The organism is Streptomyces turgidiscabies Car8, from assembly GCF_000331005.1.
Classification (GTDB): Bacteria; Actinomycetota; Actinomycetes; order Streptomycetales; family Streptomycetaceae; genus Streptomyces; species Streptomyces turgidiscabies.
Window position 1 is genome coordinate 1 of sequence record NZ_AEJB01000667.1, and the last position, 1,379, is coordinate 1,379.

Annotated in this window: 1 protein-coding gene and 1 pseudogene; both read right to left on the reverse strand. The window is 72.6% G+C overall.

The genetic code is table 11. The features are described 5' to 3' along the window. Positions 1-281, reverse strand: a pseudogene (locus tag STRTUCAR8_RS46520) (hypothetical protein); the annotation flags it as partial. 65 nt (positions 282-346) lie between these two features. Next, on the reverse strand, positions 347-1,379 hold a 1,033-nt coding region (locus STRTUCAR8_RS55005), incomplete at its 5' end, for an ABATE domain-containing protein (RefSeq protein ID WP_006383493.1).

Consider the following 1,379-nt stretch of genomic DNA (forward strand, 5'->3'; position numbering starts at 1 on the left):
TCCTCCTCGTTCTCCAGGGCCAGCAGCAGCTGGGCCACCTCGAACGGGACCTCGTCATCGGCGACGTCACGGGCCGGGGAGCCCTCCGGCAGGTTGCCGATGACCATCGCGGGGCCTCGGCCGCCGAACAGGTCGTAGCGCAGGAACACGCCCTGGCAGCTGCCGTCGGGGGCGGGCAGCAGGCCCGCGCCGAGGTTGCCGGGCCAGTCGCCCGGGTCCATGGCCAGCACATCGAATTCGGGGCCGGCGGGAGTGGCGCTGCGGCGGCGGAGGAACGACATACAGCCATGGTACGGGTTTGGCCGAACCCTCTGTCCCGCAGGCGCCGCACAAGCGTGCCGTCCCGCTAACTCGCCTGCTTGTGCCGCTCGTGGTGACGGGCGACGCGGGCCCGGTTGCCGCAGGAAGGTCTGCACCACTCCTGGCGCGGATGTTCCTTGAGGAAGTAGCGCACACAGCGCGGCGCGTGGCAGGCCCGCAGTCGTTCCCGGTCCGCACCGGCGAGAAAGCCGACGGCCGCCTGCGCGAGCACGGCCACGATCTCCGCCTCACCGCGCACGCCCTGGTGGCGTACGACGGGTTCGGCGTCGTCGGCCCAGTCGAGCACGGGGACGGTCGGCGTACGGGCGGCTGCCGCGTTGAGCAGCCTCAGTGCCTCGGCCAGGGGCAGCAGCCGTGCCGCGTCCGCCGCGCTCGGTTCCCCGGGCCGTACCGCGCGGGCGAAGAGGGTCCGCACGGCGGCACGCAGTTCTCGTACGGCGGTCAGCGCGGCCTCGTCGGCGACGAAACTGTCGGCTTCGGGCAGGCTGCCCTGGTGGGCGCGCACCCAGGTCGTGAGGCCGACGGTGTCGGAGAGGTCGTCCGCGATACCGCCGTCGCCGTCGTGGCGGACGGTGAGGGCGAGGTCCAGGGCGAGCCGCGCGTCGCCGCTGATGTCGTTCGTGATCAGGTCCCGCATGCCGCTAATGCTAAGCCCCGGGGCATCCATTAGCATCGCAGGGGCCGCGATGCCCGGGGTCAGCTCGCCGACCTCGCTCAGGTCCACGTCGATGCCGTGGATCGACCCGGAGCCCGTGAACTCCAGCCCGTACTCGGTGAGTTCGCAGGAACCGCCCATCTCCGTGAAGATCTCGCGGAGCCGGTCGCCGGGCTGGGTGGTGCGGGCCGGCCAGTCGGGGATCGTGACCCTGCCGCCGGTCACCAGGGCCGCCGCCAGGAACGGCTGGGCGTTGGAGAGGTCCGGCTCGATGGTCAGATCCCGGCCGAGCAGGGCGCCCGGAGTGACCCGCCAGACGTTCGGCTCGCCGCCCGACTCGGGGGTGTCCACCTGGGCGCCGACCGCGCGCAGCATGTCGACGGTCATCCGGATGTGGGGGAGC